This window comes from Acidimicrobiales bacterium, from assembly GCA_036273495.1.
Classification (GTDB): domain Bacteria; phylum Actinomycetota; class Acidimicrobiia; order Acidimicrobiales; family JAJPHE01; genus DASSEU01.
Genome location: DASUHN010000154.1, coordinates 1 through 2469 on the forward strand (window position 1 = coordinate 1; position 2469 = coordinate 2469).

The window sequence follows — 2469 nt, forward strand, 5'->3', positions numbered from 1 at the left end:
GCACGCCCGGAACGGTGCCGACGAGCGAGCGGCCGTCGGGCAGCAGGAGGTTGACTTCGAGGGAGGCGGCTTCGCCCTTGGAGCAGGGCAGCGCGGCGACCGCGGCCACCAGCGCCTCGACCGTGGCCGACACGTCGTCGAGCACGGTGTCGGCCAGGGCGCCGGGCGGGAGAAGCCCCCTGCCCCGTTCGGCCAGCACGGCCCGGTCCGGGTCGGCGCCGGCCAGGCGGGCCTCAAGGATGCGGTCACCCACGCCCCACTTCTCCAGGGCGTCGAGCTCCACCGGGAGGGCGTCATGGACCCGGTCCGGCCCGTCGCTCACGTACAGGCCCAGCCGCTCCCGGAGGAAGGCCTTCACCGGGTGCTCCACGAAGCGGATCAGCGAGTCGAGCTGGATGACCGGACGCTCGAGCGGGGGCAGGCGCCCGGTGAGGAACGGCCTCGGCTGCTGGCGGTCCTCGCTCTTGAGCGCCCGCGTCCCGTCGAGGTTCACGGGGTCGAAGCTCCAGGGCGTGCCGTCGACCAGCGCCCCCTCGGCGAAGTTGCGGCCGTCGAATGCCTGCAGCGGATGGTGGACGAGCACGGCGTCGCGTGCGAGCTTGTTGGGGTCCGGGTGGCACACCGTCCGGTCGATGACGTCGAGCAGCTCGGCCACGGGCACGGCCGGCGGGCGCTCGTGGTTGGTGCGCTGGTCCCGTCCCTCGAAGGTGATGATCAGCTTCTCGGTGGCCGCCAGCAGGGCGTCGAGCAGCAGCTGGCGGTCCTCGCTGCGGGCGTCCCGGTCCCCGACGCGGGGGTCGGCCAGCAGCAGGTCGTCCCCGTCCTGCTCGGTGTGGCGGGGGAACACGCCGTCGTCAAGTCCGAGCAGGCACACCACGCGGTGCGGCACCGACCGCATCGGCACCAGGGTGCAGATCGTCAGGTCCCCGGTGCGGAAGTTGGCCCGAGTGGGCCGGCCGCGCAGCCGCGCGGCCAGGAGCGAGCGGACCTCGGCCAGGTCGAGGTCGGCCGAGGCCGGACGTGCCGGGAGGGCCCGGGTCTCGTCGACGACTTCGCCCAGCAGGCGATGCAGCTGCTCGTGCTGCCAGGTGTCGGTCGGCGCCGACATGGCCAGTCGCTCGGTCCCCGCTGCCAGCGCCTTGGCCCAGTGCCCGACGGGCCGCCGCCCGGAGAGCTCGTCGAGCGTCTCCTGGAGCCGGGCCACCAGCTCGGTGAAGCGGCCGGCCAGGTCGACGCCGGTGCTGGAGACGTCGTCGTAGGGGAGCGCGTCGCCGAACAGGCGCTGGCCGTCCTCCCCCATGGCCACGCCGAGCAGCAGCCGGTCCACGCCCGCCCGCCACGTGTTGGCCTCGACGCCGTCCAGCGCCCACGGCGCCCGGTGGGCCCCGTCCAGTCCCCACCGGATCCCGGTGCCCGCCACCCACCGCTCGATCTGGGACAGGTCCTCCTCGTCGAAGCGGAAGCGCCGGCTGACCGGCTCCCGCGACGCCAGGTCGAGGACCTGGGACGCCGTCACCCGCCCGTCGGCCAGGTCGAGCAGCTGGGCCGCCACCGCCAGCAGCGGGTTGGTCTGGCGGATCGACCGGTCGGCCAGCCGCACCCGCAGCTGCGGCGGCCCCGCCTCCTGCCCCCCGTCCCCGTCCTGGTCGGGCTGGCCGGCGCCGAAGGCGGCGTGCACCAGCGGGGCGAACGACTCGATGTCCGGGCACATCACGATCACGTCCCGGGGCTCGAGCGTCCCGTCGGCGGCCAGCAGGTGGAGGACGGCGTCCCGCACCACCTCGACCTGGCGGGCCCTCCCGTGGCAGGAGTGGATCCGCAGGCTGTCGTCGTCCTCCCGCAGCACCGGGCGAAGGTCCTCGCTCTCGCCCCCCCTCCGCGGTCCCACCGGCATCCGGTCGTGGCGGACGTCGGCCTGGATAAGCCCGAGGAGCGTGCCGGTGTCGTCGTCAGCAACTGCCCGGTGCTCCCCGCCGGCCACGCCGTGGGAGTTCAGCACCAGCTGCATCTCCCGGGAGTCCCGCCCCCACGAGCGGAGCAGCGGGTTGTCGGGAAGGGCTTTGGTCGGGTCGTCCTCCCGCCGGAGGTGCGCCGGCGGGCGGGGCTCGGCCTCCTGCACCTTGTCCCACAGGGCGCCGGACGGGTGGAGCAGGAAGAGGTGGACGTCGCGGTGGACGGCTACGGCCTCGAGCACCTGCAGGTGGCTGGCCGGCAGGCGGGTCAGCCCGAACAGCGACAGCCGGTCGGGGAGGTCGAGCAGCTCCGGCTCGTCGGCCAGCCGGGCCGCCGCCGTCTCGAACCGCTCGGCCGGGCTCGGCACGCCGATCCGCTCCCGCAGCCGGCGCCACAGCTCCGCCTGCCACGCCCGGTCCGGGTGGGCCTCGTCCTGCCACCCAGCACCCTCGGCCCACGCCCGGACCATGTCGGGCCGGTGGACGGCGTAGCGGTCGTAGAGGTCGGCCAGATGGC

The 2469-nt window shown here is 74.9% G+C and carries 1 protein-coding gene; it reads right to left on the bottom strand.

What is annotated here, in order from left to right; genetic code table 11:
* Positions 1-2469 (bottom strand): exodeoxyribonuclease V subunit gamma (recC, locus tag VFW24_06530; GenBank protein HEX5266411.1); only part of this gene is annotated, 2469 nt, incomplete at both ends.